Annotated in this window: 8 protein-coding genes; 2 read left to right on the top strand and 6 right to left on the bottom strand. The window is 35.6% G+C overall.

The features are described from left to right. Nucleotides 1-5: 5 nt before the first annotated feature. From EZ449_RS15250 to EZ449_RS15225, 6 genes are all read right to left on the bottom strand, one after another. On the bottom strand, nt 6-6,917 hold the full coding sequence (locus EZ449_RS15250) for a hypothetical protein (protein WP_131560353.1): 6,912 nt from the start codon (nt 6,915-6,917) through the stop codon (nt 6-8). A 13-nt stretch (nt 6,918-6,930) separates the two neighbouring features. Then, a complete protein-coding gene (locus tag EZ449_RS15245) occupies nt 6,931-8,685 on the bottom strand; it encodes a hypothetical protein (protein WP_131560351.1) in 1,755 nt (584 codons plus the stop codon). Beyond that, nucleotides 8,682-10,469: a hypothetical protein gene (locus tag EZ449_RS22705; RefSeq protein ID WP_165499775.1), complete on the bottom strand. Its 1,788-nt coding sequence runs from the start codon at nt 10,467-10,469 to the stop codon at nt 8,682-8,684. The genes EZ449_RS15245 and EZ449_RS22705 overlap by 4 nt, the downstream gene beginning before the upstream one ends. 134 nt (nt 10,470-10,603) lie before the next feature. After that, on the bottom strand, nt 10,604-11,206 hold the full coding sequence (locus tag EZ449_RS15235; protein WP_131560347.1) for a hypothetical protein: 603 nt from the start codon (nt 11,204-11,206) through the stop codon (nt 10,604-10,606). Nucleotides 11,207-11,303: 97 nt separating this feature from the next. Continuing rightward, nucleotides 11,304-13,412 (bottom strand): tetratricopeptide repeat-containing sensor histidine kinase, encoded by a 2,109-nt coding sequence (locus EZ449_RS15230; protein ID WP_131560345.1) that lies wholly within the window; start codon nt 13,410-13,412, stop codon nt 11,304-11,306. Further along, a complete protein-coding gene (locus EZ449_RS15225; protein ID WP_131560342.1) occupies nt 13,413-14,129 on the bottom strand; it encodes a LytR/AlgR family response regulator transcription factor in 717 nt (238 codons plus the stop codon). It abuts the gene before it with no gap. 119 nt (nt 14,130-14,248) lie between these two features. On the opposite strand from EZ449_RS15225, the gene EZ449_RS15220 reads away from it, so the two are divergent. Further along, nucleotides 14,249-15,316 (top strand): PA0069 family radical SAM protein, encoded by a 1,068-nt coding sequence (locus EZ449_RS15220; protein ID WP_131560340.1) that lies wholly within the window; start codon nt 14,249-14,251, stop codon nt 15,314-15,316. Nucleotides 15,317-15,353: 37 nt separating this feature from the next. Next, nucleotides 15,354-16,226 carry an ATP-grasp domain-containing protein gene (locus EZ449_RS15215; protein WP_131560338.1) on the top strand — a complete coding sequence of 291 codons (873 nt, stop codon included), beginning with the start codon at nt 15,354-15,356 and terminating at the stop codon, nt 16,224-16,226. The last annotated feature ends 44 nt before the right edge of the window (nt 16,227-16,270 follow it).

Raw genomic sequence — 16,270 nt, 5'->3', positions numbered from 1 at the left:
TATATTTATTTTTTAAATGCTGCAAAATGAAAGCCACTGTTATCAAACTTTCCACCCAGGCCTAATACCAAAGTTTCCTTTAATGATTTTCTAACGCAAGGTATAGGACTACAAACATCGAACAAACCAGCATCAAAACAAGGCGTTTCACAGCTACTATTACATATACCTGCACCAACGTAAGCTTCACCGAGCAGTTTAAATGTTAAACCTGCATCTAGTGAGAATTGCGCACCACCAGGAGCAAATGGCACTAAGCTTCCGCTAACATCTGCGTATGCATCTGCTCCTAAATTTACGCCAGCGCAAGCTAAGCCTATGCTTACTCCAACACCTAGCTTAACGTAGGCACCAACTCTTGCACCCAAGGCTAATGACAAATCCTCTTTCTTCAATCCGAAACCTAAGTTATAATACAAATTGGCATAAATACCATACTTAACCTCACAATGCGCAACTGGGTCGAGATCAAGATCAAAGCTTGGTAATACTGGTAACTTAATATCAGCAGATAGTACCATGATCATTCCCTTTACATTGCCCATAGCACTTTTAAATGCCTCTGGAACATCATTACCCTTAAAATGTTTATACAAAGATTGTCTTTGTGCTTCATTTAAGGCGGCATTACCAATCATGGTGCCTACGGCAACTTGATTTAAAATTGGCATGTATTGAATATCAGTAGCGATACCATTACAGAAAATATACCATTCTTTACTGCCAATTTTTAGATCGATATCTAGATTAATATTGGCGAGGCTTGTTTGTTGATAAATACTTGCTGAACCAACCAGCGCTTTTTGATCAAAATCGTAAGCAATATTTAACCCTTGCATACCGCCCGCATCCATATTTTGAACACCAATTTTATTATTATTGGCTACCAAATCGCCTTTCACTTCAAATGCCAATCTAGATTGCTGCGGATTAATACCCTCTGCACCCGTTAAATCGCCACTAAACTTGAAGTTATTCCAAGCATTATTTGTAACAAGCATGTCTCCCACTGCATTATCTAAATAACTACCAGATGCATCCTCAGATAATCTGATAATTGCAGGCTTACTCTTATCGAGAGCGATACTAGTTTCATTAAGATTTTTATTAAGCTCTACATTTATTTGGTATTTACCCAATGGATCTTTATCCCTCAATACTCCACGTAGCAACAACTTGTTTTTAGTAAACTCTTGGCTTCCTGTAAAGTTAATTTTCACACCATTGGCATCCAAAACCAAATTTTGAAAAGGTGTATCGTGAATATGTAAAAATTGCCCGTTTACAACCTGGTATTTCAAATCATAAACTACACTTTCCAATCCTGACAAGTTCGGAATGTTCATATCTAACCCACCTCTAAAAACAACAGAGTTTGCATCGCCAAACATAGTACCTGGTCTAAAACTGGCAAATTCGTTCAAGGTAACAGCTGGTTGATTTTCGGTAAGTAAAATCCTTGTATCATTTTCATTTCCAGTATCGTAAAGGTTAATATTGTTAATAAAAATCTCGTCAGTTGGTTTTAAATCTGGCAAACCTTTTATGGATGCTAAGTTTGCAATTTCAGATTTTGCTAAGATAGATACTGACCAAGCTCCTTTAGTTGCAGAGTATCCCTTATCGTACCCAAAACTCGTTATTACATCTTGAGCATTAAATTTTACATCCCAAGCGTTTAAAAGTTTCAGTTTCTGAATATCGAAAGTTCCATAACCAATTTCTTTATATTTAATTGGAAGGTTTTTAAATGGTATGGTTATGCCAAGTGTGTTTAGGTTGCCCTTGTTGGCCATAAGACCATTATTATTCAATTTCCATTGATTTATTTCTAGCTTCCATAAATTTAAACCCATAGATATAGGTTGCTCATTTTCTGTTGTGTAACCCGTATTATTAATGTTAAAAGTTGCAGCTGCATTAATATTCTCGTAACCTGATTTTACGTACTTAAGGTCAGTTTTTATTTTGATCTTAAATTTCATTCCATCAGCTTTAAGAAATATCTTCTCTTCAGGGATGATGGAAAGATCATCAACAGCCTTAAAATTAATTTGAGTTTTATCAAACCCAGTTACCAATAAGGGTTGGTTGAGCATGTCAGATCCTGCAGAACTAAAAGTCCGCATAAGATCTGTATAGGTAGGAGAAAGTTGGTATAAAGCGGCAAAAGAACTATTCTCTAAGTTTAGATATAGCGAATTTTTATCGCCACTATAGCCTGATTTTGAGGTTTTTAATCCATTTGGCAGTGAAGCAGGATCGAGCGCTACCCTACCCAAAATACTTGCTCCATCGCCATCTGTACTTAAGGATAATCCTGCTTGATCTACAATTGTAACATTATAATTTTTATGAAGAATAGCTTTTAGTTCGTTTTCTACAAAGTCTACCTTAATTAAAACTTTTTGCGCTTGTGTGGGTGATCCTGGCTGTACGGTAACCGTATAAAAACTTAACCAATTAGCCGGATCGGCAGGAGTTAAGCTACTATTACTCGCTATTCCTTGTGGGTTTAGCCTGCCTGATATGCTATATTTACCATCACTCAAAGCCTTGGCATCACTAATTTGTATTGGGAATCCATACAGATTTTCCTTTAATCCCCCAGGTAATTTGGTGAAATCAAATTTTACGTATTGGGTTTCTGTACTGTATAAAAGTGCAGGCTGCGATTGCCCCAAATATCCACTTTTTGTACCAATAACAGCAGTAAACCAATTAAACATGCTGCCATCGTTTAGTGGTAATCTAGAAATAAAGTACCCGGTACTGTTTTTCTTTACAATATATTCATCATCATCATAGCCCCAAACAGATACCGCAAAATTAGTTTTAATTCCATTTTCTTTACCAGATACATTAATTGTACCTGCTTCGTTTACATAAACCGTTACATGAACAGTTTCTGACATATCTGAATGAAACTTAGTTTTGCCGATGGTATAATTACCTACCGGAATTACTTTTAATTCAAAATCTGTACCTGCGGCTACAAAACTAGCTGTAGTTATCCAACCGCCTAAAAAGCTACTTAAATCTTTACTTTGATATTCGAATTTATCATATTTATTATTGAGGCTAACGCTTGCTTCTACCCCTTTTCCTGTTGCAGCATTTATGCAACTTACTATTATGTTATGCTGGTTAGACTCCACCTCGAATGCTGCTACACTCTGGTTATCGATATAAATATTCCTTTTTACGATCGTAGTTTTATACTTAGCTTTATTATCAGGAATAATGGTAAAGCTAACCTCACCTCTTGGAGAAGACAAAATTGCCTGCTCAATACCAGCTTTATAGGTGCCCGTATTGGGGTTATAGTTACCTCCAATTTCTTGGGTATCGCTCCAACTAAAATCATCACCCACAATAATACGAGCTGGAACTGGATTATTGCCACCCTTATCAGTTACTATAACATTAAATGTGATTGGCAAGTCTAAATAAACCTTTGGCATATTTGCTCTTTGTCCAGCAATTAAGGGTTTTCCTTGTTGCACAGGCCTATACGAGGTTATAAAACCTTGTTTACTTAACTTAAGCAGTTTCCCAACTTTATCATTTGGTTTATAAAACTCATTAAATAAAAATCTTCCGTTGGTGCCTGTTATTTGAGCTTTGCCTAAAGGAGCTTTATTGGCATAATATTTCTCAAACTCAGCTGGTGTAGCTGTGTCTTTTATTTTTGTGTTATCCATATCAAACAACTCCATTTTAACACCAGATAATACTGATGTAGAAGTGTTGCTATATGGATAAACTGCACCATCTATATAAGGGATTTGGGGTTGAACAGGTACAACCTGAAATGCATTTTGGTTGTATGAAAACTCGTATGGATCTTCCTGAACATTAAATTCATGAATGTAGTATCGATATTCTTTTGCCTTTAAATTTTTTAGGATTGTTGTTAAGGTAAATCCTCTTTCGGTTACAAAGTTATCTTGGCTTGTACTCATTGGCTCAGCCAAAATAAAATATTCATCAGTTAAATCTGCCGAAGGAAGTACCAATCGATTAAAGGTAAAACTTCCATCTGCACTAAGTTTTCCAGGCTCAATCTTATCAATAATATCGTACTTAGTACCATAATTATCTGTATATACTTTCTTAAAGTAGTCTTTTCGTCCGGGGTCTCCCTCATCCGATGGGATAGTAAGGGGCTTTGCTCCCTGTTTTCTACAAAGGTAAACCTCCATTAAGGCTACTGGTTTATTGGTAGCTTGGTTTCTTAACCTCGAGGTAAAAGAAAACTGATTAACTTGAGCAACCAGCTCAGTCATTACAATATCTGCATTTTGATTGTATTTAATGGTTTGCGGTTCCGAAGAGTAGTAATTATCATCGATAAGAATGTAAAAATCACGCCCTTCGTTCCCATTAAATGAATCGTAATCGAATACTCCGAGCTTAAAACTATATTCTCCATTTTTACCAATTGTAGCTGTAGCTACAGTTTTAGTTTTATCAGCTGTTGCAGTATTGCCCATGCTGGTATAATTCAGGTTTCCCCTCATTAAAATAAGCTTGGTTCTTTCTGGTAAAGGTTTTTTAGTAAATGGCTTACCGTACGGCAATTTCCATTCGTATAAATACCTACCTGAAACTTTCATGGTTAGGTATTTTGGGCCAAAAGTTAAAGTTTGATTTGGAACTGTACTACCAAACTTAGTACTTAAAAAACCAGCAGGTTTTACTACCCTTTTGTTAATGGTTTGTGGAGTAAAATATAGTGCGTTTTGCGCTATATCTGGCTCAAAATACACCGTGTAAACATCATCTTTAGTAAGCGATACTGCTAGCTTTGAAAAGTCTATATTTTGTGCATTTTCAACCTTTTGAGATCCAACAACACTGTAAGGTGTATGGCTATATTTATATTGAGAGCTAGATTTATCGCTAGGTACATAATAATTATTCTTGGTCATGTTTAGAACGTCCTTAGTTTCTCCAGCAACATTCATTACTTCTCCTTTTACCAAGCTATTCTCATTTTTCAGAACATATAATTTACCCTTATAATCTTTTTGGTTAGTTACATTAAACTTAACGTTTAGCTTATAATCAAATACTTGAACGGTTTCATCATCTAATAAAATACTTTGATGATCTGATGTTGGATAGATAAACCAATTGGCATCAGAAAAACGAGAATCGTTAACTCTAACTACCAATCCATCTACCTCCGCATACCTTTTTTTAGTTCCTGGTACGATAATATTGTCATCATGAATAACATATTGGCTTGTACTAATGGGAACAGAAACCTGAAAATTACCATTTTTATCAGTGGTTGCAGACGTAACAAAACCAGCAGTTGCCAAACTCGTTTGCCCGTATGGATAGCTTGTTAAATTACTAACCATAGCAACACTGTCTATTTCCTTAACATCTGTTTTTTCAACTCCATTTTGAGTTGTAGTAACCTTGCGCTTAACTTTATAGATTGGGGCCAATAACCTAACCCGCATTATTTGAATATCTTTTGCCGCCAATTCTATACCTTTTTGATCAGCAGCAAATTTATATTTCAAATTACCAGATACCTTTACGTTGTAGTTGATGATAACCTTATCATATTTGACAACAAATATCCGTTTAGCTGATTCTGTAGCTGTTTTAGTATCCTTAATATACCATTCATAACTATTATCATCTTTCAAGTAATTAGCCATTGCCGGCGTAGATTTAAAATCTATCATTTGTTTATCTATGGGAATAACAATACCATTATCTTTTACAACATTTGATTTACCAAAGGCATTGCTCCAACCTGCTCTTTTCTCAGCAGAAATTTCATCTGCAGTTTTAACTCTTTTAATATACAATTCGAATTTACTGCTGCTTCCACCTAACAAGTTTCCACTATTAAAACTGTTTTGTCTCTGTGGCCCATCATAAAACCCAACATTATCATTCAAGGCAGAATTGTCTGTGAATTTCCATTCAAAAACGAGGTCATTTAAATTCTTAATTCTTTTGTTTTCCTCTGGTGTTTTAAGTTCGAACGTTGAGGCGATGTATGGCTTTTCGAGATAGCGAAATTCATTTGCTGTACTAATCCCTCTATTTTTAAAAACCACTTGCCCTGTGAGGTCGGTAGCGATAATTCGCCATGCATAACGCTTTCCCTCTATTAAAGGTGGATCTGACGGAGATAAAATTGTACTTGTTAACTTAAAAATCGTCCTGTTTATGGCAAATCTTGTTGCCGCGTTTAAAACTTGATTGGGATCTTGCCTTACATCAGGCATTTCGACTACTTGCAAGGTGTACTGTGTTGTACCTGGAACAATGTTCGCATTGGCCCAAGCAAACGAAAACATTTTTTGAGTAGCCGAGTTTTGGATTGGATTGATTAGAAATGGCGCATCTGGATAAATGATACTTATCGTTGTACAACCCAGTGGAGCGTTAGATGAAATTACCTGATTGTTTGCCATATCTACAGCCTGAATACAAAAAGTATAATTACCTTCGGGTAAGCGAGATGTTTGAACGAGTTTCACCTTATCAACTCCGTAAACATTTAAGGTATTCAAGTCAAAAATATCAGTTAAAGCCAGCCCATTTAGCTGCTTTGTTTCATTCGGACCTAAAAGAATTGGTTTTAGCGGTACGTAGTTAGATTTCGTAGTTATTTTTATGCCATTATCACCAGTTAACTGTCCTGTTAATTTTATGCTCCTCTGTGTTGCCGTTAAATTTTGAACAATCAGTAATACTTTGGATGCATTTGGACCTGCATAATCAGAATAAAATGGCGAGTAAGGACCAGCAATTGTTACTGAAATATTTACCGATGGATTAGTTTGAGCGATAGCGTGGTAAATACCTATCCATAAAAAGAATATCAAAAACAATGTTGATGTTCTACTGAAACCCTTTATAATTTGATAGAAATTTTTCATAAACATTAATTTTTTAAAAGGAGTGAACTAAACCAAGACTGGATCTTAACTCATTAAATGATGGTAGGGTAATATCTTTCGAGCTGCTTTTGAGGTAATTAATAGAAAGATTTGCAGCATTCTTTTTGCCTAAACGATAAGAACTATTAAAGTTTATATTGAAAATATTTCCCGCGTCGATATCATTATTTCGCTGCAATTGATAACTTACCGCAGCATTAAGGCCTAAATTTCCCTTATCCATGGATTGGCTTACACCTAAGGTTGGTCCATAGAAAATCGTTCTTCCAAAAGAAACATCAGCCACTGTATAACTCCCACTTATATTTGCTCCAAACGATTTTTTTGGCAATCCTAATTGGTACGAAAGATTTACAATTTTACTGTTCGATTTACTATTTGGCTTTGTAAATTCATTTAAATCGATAAGCGACTGAATGTTCCCAACCAAAACAAAACCATGAGTAATCGATTCATTATTAATACTATATCTAAATACTGAACTTAAATTATGGTTAGTTCTAGCTACTCGTAACATATCGATAACCGGATTAAGACCTCTATCTTGAGTGATGCCAAAGTTTGTATATCGAAGATCGATACCATAATCTGGTTTGTTGTATGAAACATTTGCCGAACCAATTTTTCGGTTAGAACGGAAAGATTTATCGTGCAGGATATTATCATTTTGAATACCAAAGCTTCCGCTTAATTGCATTTGCCCTTTTAGTAGTCTCAACATTCCCTCGAGCGTGTAATTCTGAACATCAGTTTCGAAATAATAGGCACCCATACTTTTATAATCAGGATCTACCCTACGGTACCGAACTTTTAAGTTGTAGTTTGTGGCTTGGTAGCCAATACTGGTTTGTGCAGCTGTTAATAATTGAGTTGAAGCGTTTAAAGTGATTAGTTTTTTAATGAAATTGATCTTATTAAGCTCTAGGTTTTGAATCGTATCTGATAAAACATTCCGTGTGTAAATACTTCCCGAAACATCCATATCTACTACAAAATGCTTTAAAAAGCTAAATTTTGATGAAAAACCTAAAACCATATTTTGGGCTGGAGTTAATAAGAACGATGTTGGCTTTATAGCCAATGAATTAACATCATCCTTACCATTTAAGAAGATTAAATCGAAATGGTTTCGCTCTGTTCCTAAGCCGAGTTTTAAACTGTAGGCAGTTCTTTTATAGGCCGATTGTTGCGCCAAAGCTAAAGGCTGGTTTAGATCTTCTTCAATAGCTTTATTGAATCGACCGTAAATAAACCCCAGCCTTAATTTACCGGGATTTAATTCTACACCGCCACCCAAAAAATTATGCCCCGCTAAGGTAAATGGAGAAAACTCTAAACTACGCCAGCCAGCATGAAACGTTGCCCATTTATAAGTTGGGCTGATACCGTATTGATTAAAAGGTTGGGTATAACTTCGCTGTTGATCGCTTACAACAACTGTAAATGGGAATGAAACACCATATAAGGAAAGTGTAGGCGCCCCATTAAATATATAAGAAAAAGCCCTTTGCCTTGCCGGAATGCCATTTACATTATAAGTTCCGAAGCCCAAGCCCAGCGATCCATTTATGGTAATTGGTTTTTGTTTCCCTATGCTACCTAAATCTTGTGCAGCAGCACTGAATGCAACAAAAAGCACAAGCAAAAACCCCGAAAATAATATTGATAAGCGTTTCATAAAATCATGATTTAAGGATACGTTAGAAAAATCAGCAGGCGATGAACCTGCTGATAAAAGCGCTATCATTGTATTTTTATGAAATCCTTATCGCTGAGATGAAGTTTCTGCATAGCTTGCAACATTGGCGATTGATTAGGAGCGATTGTACCCAATGTTCCTATAGAACTTGGTGGAATAATTACTATCCGAACCTTATCTACTGGGTAAGATTGATGTGTTACAAAAGGATTATTATAGGAAATTCTAACCTTGGCATCAGCCGCATTAACCCTTAGGTTAGAAACATAGTTCACTGTGTAAGCGTTAGTTTTTTCAGTGTAGTTTAACTGTTGCCAACTGTAGCTACCTCCACCCGAATTTTTGCGGATATAAACCATTACTACGCCAGTTTTAGCCGCAGTAAAGTTTGCTGCAGGAATATTAAATACCATTGTAGTATCGTTAAACGAAACACCCTGTTTTCTTAGTACATAGTTGTCTGTTTGCACAATCCAGCTAAAAGTTACATTATCGGCTGTTTCTAAAGCAATTACGTTAGAATTTCCATCTGCTCCTTTTAAACTCATGCCAGGAAAGCTCCAAACACCGCCAGCTTTAGGGCCATACATTGTATATGTTGATAAATCAATGTAAAAATCTCCGTTGTTACCTAATGTGTTTTGAGGAGAACCGCCGCCACTTAAGATTGTATTTCCATTGGTACCATTAGTTCCATTGGTACCATCTGATCCTTTTAGGAAAGTACCAGCGCCCCAGCCTGAAACCGTTTTAGGACCAAACATTCTGGTTACTAACCTACCAAAATAGAAATCGCCAATTTTCCCCAAATTTGGATCGGGGTTGTAATCTCCGCTATAAATAATCGTACCATCAGCACCCGCTGGTCCTGTTGGGCCTTGAGCACCATCTGCACCTCTTAATAAAATAGGCACTCCCCAACCATCAACGTTTTTCGGGCCATAAAGCTCATAAGTTAATCGGCTTAAATAGTAATCGCCAAAATTGCCAATTGTAGAATCTGGTGGCGCAATACCACTATAAGTTACGCTACCGTTTGTGCCATTGGTTCCATCAGTGCCATTTGCACCGTTCGTTCCGTTTGCACCGTTTGTTCCGTTTGCACCGTTCGTTCCATTGGTACCATTTGTACCTTTGAGAATTAGAGCAGTACCCCAACCACCTGCAGTTTTAGGTCCATATAAACTAGCTGTATTTTTATCTAAATAATAATCTCCAATTACGCCTATTGTTGTAACTGGCGCTCCTGAGCCACTATAAATGATGCTGCCATCTTTCCCAGCAGCACCTGTAGGGCCTTGTGCTCCATCTGCACCTCTCAATAAAATTGGTATTCCCCAACTAGATGCTATCTTCGGGCCATACAATAGAAAATTCGTTTTATCGAGATAATAATCGCCGTTTGTTCCTAAAGCAGCATTTGGTGCTCCTGTGCCACTTAAGGTCGAACTTCCATTGGTTCCGTTGGTTCCATTTGTACCATTAGTGCCATTTGTACCGTTGGCTCCATTCGTGCCATTGGTTCCCGCAGCGCCATTTGCACCCATTAAAGTTATGGGTGTTCCCCAACCTGAAGCCACTTTTGGGCCATATAGTTGAGCTGTAGCGATATTTAAATAATAATCTCCAAGTTTACCAACTGTTAAAGCTGGCGCTGTTGTTCCACTATAAATTATACTTCCATCTGCACCTGCAGCGCCAAGCGCTCCAACTGGCCCTGCTGGTCCGATTGGTCCTGCTGGCCCTTCTGGTCCAGTTAAACCTTGTTTAGTACAGGAACTGATCATCGCTACGATTAAAAAAATCAGGCTGAATAAGTAGTTTTTTTTCATGGTTGTAGTTTTTATTATATTGAAGTTTGCAAATCACTAATTGAAGATACCCAGGCGCATTAGCTGCATTCATTTCTAATCGATGAACGTATTGCTATAATCGGTGAGCGGAAAAGATGTTAGTATTTTTTGGACTAAAATGCCGGATTCATTGAATCAGGACGATAGATAACCTTAAACTTACCTTCTAAGAATTTAGTAGATCGCTCAGGATTGGTTTCATAAACGGCATACATTGTTGGTGAAAAAGTTCCCTCAATTATATAAGCTTCTTTATTGCTTTTATCAATTTTCGTGATTTGTACTGTATTTTCTTGAATGGGAATTTCTTGTGTTACACTCGCCAATTCCTTATCCGAGCTTTTGGCTTCTGGATAATAGAATACTCCGCTCAACATTCCATTATCATTTCGTGTAGATGGATAGTTACCAGGGGCCAAATCTTTCGAAGAATGGAAAGATATATCCATCCTTGAGCCATCTTCTGCCTCGGCGAAAATGGAAAATTGGTGGCCCAATTCCTTATAGCTTAAATTATACTCTTTAAATTCTTTTGATGGATAAGCTTGCCACAACTTTCCGTTAACCTTTACCGAAAAATACTCATCGGCAGCGATAGTTTCTGTTGAACTTACTTTATCCTTAGATGAGTTTGAATTGCACGAAATGCAAATAGAAAAAATAAATAAACATAAGCCTAAGCATATCGTTTTTGTAAAATTCAATTTAGTTTTCATATCGGTTTATTTAGAACATAAACCTATTGGTAAAGTCAAAAAGTAGACTTATTTAATCTATAAACGGATTGAAATAATCGGTGAACGGAAACTGGAATTAAAAAACGATGGTTACTTCTGTTTGGATCGAACTGCTAGAAATGTTTAAGCTTGCATTTAGCTTTTGGGTAAGCTCTTTAACAATCAGTAATCCATAACCTGATGATTTACTTTGGATATTAGAATGATTTAGTAATTCTTCTATTTTTTGAGCAGAAATTTCATCTCCCTTATTAACGATAGAAAGATATTTGTTGCCACTGGCACCTATTCCTGCATTCAATTTAATATCGCTATTTTGATAAGAATGGTTTATGGCGTTTTGGAGTAAGTTTCTAATGATAATTGTAAGTAAATTTTCATCACTTTCGAACGTTTTAAAAGCTAACTCTCCCAGCTTCAAATCTATTTGCTTAGCCTCAGCCTGCCCTTTCATCAATAATATCGAATTTTCGAAGAGTTCATTAACATCAACAGTACAAATATCGAGTTTAAAACTTTCCATTTGGCTTTTAGACCATAACAACAAATCTTCCATTGTTGCCAATAAGTTAGTTGAAGATAGAATAAGCTTTTCCTGATGCTTCGCTTTTTCATCTTCAGAAATTAATGCGGCATTTTGTTGAAGTTTCAAAAACGTAAAAAGCTGACTAACAGGACTTCTTAAATCGTGAGAGATAATACTAAAAAGTTTTGTTTTAGTTTGGTTGGCATTATCAAGCTGGTTGTTAATAATATCCAACTGTTGATTTTTCTTATCAAGCAAGAGATTTGCCTTTTGCTTATTCCTAAAGTTAATATAAATTGAAAATAAAGCTATAAATAATAATGATGCTCCTACTATCAGCAGCAACCTTGTTGTTTTTGCTTGGCTTAACTGTATATCCTTACTCTCGTTTTCCTTATTTAATACGCCTATTTTTTGCTGTTTGTATTTATTTTGAAACCTTGCTTCCATTTCGGCAAGGTTTAATGAAATTTTTCGCTGATTAAGAGAGTCAGAAATCAAAACATACTTTTGAAAATACGCATCAGCGGCAGCCTTATTTCCATTCTTAATCTCTACCTCTGTTAGCTTTTGCAGTACTTCAGCATATTGCTGCTTATTATAAACCAAAGCTCCAGGTTCAGACATTTTATAATACCTGCTCGCTAACGAAAGGTTATTTGTTGCTCGATAATAATCGCCATATAAAGTATTAACTGAAGAAGTAAGTAATTCGTTTCCATCAAGTTTTGCTTGCTTATCTGCTTTATCAATATATTTTTTCGCTAAACTGTAATTTTTATCAGCCATGGCTAAATAGGCCATTTCGTTATTCGATGAAACCAGTTCAGACCATTTTCCTGTTGATCCCTCTACCGTTCGATGAAGAAGATTGTAATATTTTAATGCCTCATTAGAATTGTTGAGTAAACCATAAGCCCTTATAAATTTTCCATAAACCGCTACATCTAAAACAATTGATAAACCTAGATACGGTTTTATGTCGCTTAAATATTCAATTGCCTTATCAGGCTGTTTTAAGTAAAGATAAATTTCCGCAACCATCATTAACTTCGCACCATAATCGAGCTTTTTCTTAACTATTGTTGTAGTATCGAGAATGGCTTTATGCAGCTCTAAGCTTTTTAGAAAATATTCGAGCGCAACGCTGTAGTAAAATTTTTGCTGTTGATTGTAGAGTCCTAAATTATAGTAAACATCTGAAGCACTTTTAAGCGTATCGGTTTGTTCAGCAATTAGTTTAAGTTTTCGGGCAGCTTCATCCGCTTTATTTTGCAGCCCCATATAATGATAAACAGATACAAGGTTGCCCAATGGTTTAAGGCTTTTTTCTATCATACCAGCATTTGATGCTTCTTGATAACTCAACTCGAACTGTTTACTTGCCGCTAAAAAATTCTGTTTGTAATAATACCCCGTACCAATTGCTTGGTGAAATGCAAAGCGATAGTTATGTTCACCTGCCTTTGTTAATTTTAACCCTTCATTTCCAATAAGAATAAGCGAATCGATAGCGGTACTTCTTCCCGACAACTTTGCTGAAATTAGCGAACACAATTTTTCCTTTTCCAAAATGGAGCTAATTCTTTTATCAGTTTGCCCAAAGCAACTAATAAAAAAGAAAAAGGATAATACATAGGCAATTCCTAATATTTTCATTTAGCTAAAATTTAAAATCTGCTTTGCCTCTCTTAAGTATGTTTTTCCAATTGGTAAAATATTTGCATCTACGTTTACCGATTTCGAGCCAAAAGAATTCACCTTATTCTTTGCAATTACATAACTTCTATGAATCCTAATAAACTTACCCAAGGGTAAAGAATCAACAAATCTGGAGAGTGTTGTTAGTGTTAAATGAACCTTTTTATCCGTCACGATTTTGGTATAATCACCAAAAGCCTCTAAATATAAAATTTCGTTAACATCGAGCTTTATTGTTTTTAAACCATCTTTGAAAACAACATGCTCATTATCAAAAAGTACATCATAAGCTTCGGCCTTACTTTTTAGTTGTATAAAATCTAGGAGCCTATTTATGGTGCTTTCAAAGCGATCTGTTTCTAACGGTTTAAGTATAAAATCAAAAACCTTTAATTGAAATCCTTCCAGGGCATATTCTGGATGTGAGGAAATAATTACATTAATTGTATTGGTACTATTAATGGCTTTAATAAATTCTAAACCATTAATTTCAGGCATATCGATATCAACAAATAAAATATCTGGTTTGCGATGATTATAAAAACTCAGTGCCTCGATGCAATTATCGAAACTACCATCAAGTTTTAAAACCAGAGAATTATGTATTTCACACTCAACGGCTTTCCTGTCTAAATCAGAATCATCAACTACAATGCATGATAACGGGGCGTTCATTCGATTAGTTAATTAGTAGTATAAACATAACAAAAAATAAAACGAAGTAACACTAAATACATTAAATAAAATCTTTCAACATCACTATTATTTACTAAAAATATTAGTAATTTTAGTTTATGGTTGACGAGAAAGAAAAACAATATTTTAGAGGAAGAGGTGCTCAAGTTAATCCACATAATAAATTTTTAAAGGATGTATATGTAAAAGAACACGATGAGGGAATTGACGATTGGGAAGAAAGTGATCGTAAAACATCGTTCCTAATAGAAAATTCTAAAACGATTGTTAATAAAGTTGATAGTCCTGATGTTGGAATGGCCTACTCCTTAAATCCATACCAAGGTTGTGAACATGGCTGTACATATTGTTACGCTCGAAACTCCCACCAATATTGGGGATATAGCGCTGGTATAGATTTCGAGCGAAAAATTATTGTCAAGAAAGATGCCCCTGCACTATTCAAAAAGTTTTTAGAAAAAAAAGGTTGGGATGCAACAACAATCTCTTTATCTGGAAATACAGATTGTTATCAACCTGCAGAAAGGAAGTTTAAATTAACCCGGCATCTGCTGGAGATTGCTTTAGAATATAAGCAACCTATCGGGATGATCACCAAAAATTCATTGATTTTGCGTGATCGAGATATTCTCCAAGAAATGGCCAAATTGAATCTTTGCATGGTTTACGTTTCCATCAACAGCTTAAATGAAGACCTTCGGCAAGTAATGGAGCCACGAACAACAACTGCGAAACAACGTTTAAAAGTAGTTGAAGAGTTAAGCAAGGCTGGTATCCCGATGGGCGTAATGGTTGCTCCGCTAGTTCCAGGTCTTAGCGACCATGAAATTCCTAAAATTTTAAAAGCAGTTGCAAATGCTGGAGCAATAAAAGCTGGTTATACGGTTGTAAGGCTTAATGGGGCCATCAGTCAAATATTTGAAGATTGGCTTCGCAAAAACTTTCCCGATCGTTTTGATAAGGTTTGGCACATGATTCAAAGCTGCCATGGCGGAAATGTAAACGACAGTAGATTTGGAGATAGAATGCGTGGCGATGGAAATATTTCGCAGATGATTAGAGATAGTTTTAGGCTCCACTGTAGATTGAATGGACTAAATGTTAAGGATATAATTTTAGATCATAGTTTGTTTAAGGTTCCGAATGACCAAATGAGCTTATTTTAATTTGCCTCTTTGGCTGATATAACCTAGTTTCGCCAATATGAATTTTGCTTTAATAAACTACCTCGATAAAGGCGCATATAGTTCTACAACTGTGGAGGGCGAAGATGATCAGCTTTTAAATTTCCTTAAACAAAAAGGCTTAAATATTGAAAAGGTAATCTGGAATGATCCACAAGTGAATTGGGAAAACTATCAATTGGCAATATTAAAATCTCCTTGGGATTATTTTGATTTAATTGGAGATTTCTATAATTGGTTAAATTTTTTAGAAGAAAAGAAGATTAGGTTATTAAATCCAATTGATGTGGTTAAATGGAATGCCGATAAACATTATTTGAATGATATTCAGTCGGCAGGCTTAAAGGTTACACCAAGTTTTTTCATTAGCAAAGCTGATCAAATTGATCTTGCTGATTACTTTACTAAATTCGATACCAAAAAATTAATTGTTAAACCGTGTGTTAGTGGCGGAGCGAAAAATACATTCAAGGTAACTAGTGAAAATGTAGCGGAGATTAATTCGAAATTAGTTACGCTGATAAAGGATGAAGACTTTATCGTTCAGCCATTTTTAAATGAGATACCTGAAAGTGGAGAATGGTCATTTATCTTTTTTAATGGAAAATTTAGTCATGCCCTACTAAAAAAGGCCAAAACCGGCGATTTTAGGGTACAGCACACTTTTGGTGGAACAATATATCCTCAAAATCCAGATGAAAAATTAATAGATAGCGCCAAAGAATACGTCGATCGATTTGCAAAAGGTTGTTTATACGCCAGGGTTGATGGTGTTATGGTAAACAATGAATTTACATTGATGGAACTTGAGCTCATCGAACCTTTCTTATTTTTAAACACTGACCAAAATAACTATGAGCGCTATTACACGGCGCTTCAAAAATTAATTTAGGATATAAAAAAAATGGCTATCAAAATTTTTGACACCCATTTTTA

This window comes from Pedobacter frigidisoli, from assembly GCF_004331675.1.
Lineage (GTDB): Bacteria > Bacteroidota > Bacteroidia > Sphingobacteriales > Sphingobacteriaceae > Pedobacter > Pedobacter frigidisoli.
The sequence above is the reverse complement of the archived record's forward strand: the minus strand, read 5'-3'. Positions and strand labels throughout refer to the sequence as shown.